Source organism: Rhodovulum sp. BSW8 (genome assembly GCF_003314725.1).
Lineage (GTDB): Bacteria > Pseudomonadota > Alphaproteobacteria > Rhodobacterales > Rhodobacteraceae > Rhodovulum > Rhodovulum visakhapatnamense.
Genome location: NZ_QNVX01000035.1, coordinates 1 through 294 on the forward strand (window position 1 = coordinate 1; position 294 = coordinate 294).

Sequence of the window (294 nt, forward strand, 5' to 3'; positions counted from 1 at the left end):
TCGCCGTGTTCGGCCGCCAACCCGGCCATCATCCTGGCGAAGATGCCTTTCTCGCTCCAACGCTTCCACCGGCTGTACAGCGTCTTGTGCGGTCCGTAGGCTTCGGGCGCGTCGCGCCAGCGCAAGCCATTGCGATTGAGGAGGATAATCCCGCTCAAGACCCGTCTGTCATCGACCCGAGGCTTGCCGTGGGACTTGGGGAAGAAAGGGGCAAGCTTGGCCATCCGCTCGTCGGCCAGTACAGGTCGCGCATGTCACCGCTCCGTTGTACAGGCCGTGAATCACGCAGCGCGT

General features: G+C 63.6%; 1 protein-coding gene. It reads right to left on the reverse strand.

What is annotated here, in order from left to right; all coding sequences use genetic code 11:
* Positions 1-224: transposase (locus DSD19_RS14175; RefSeq protein ID WP_371412610.1), on the reverse strand; the 224-nt coding region annotated here is incomplete at its 3' end.
* Positions 225-294: the final 70 nt, after the last annotated feature.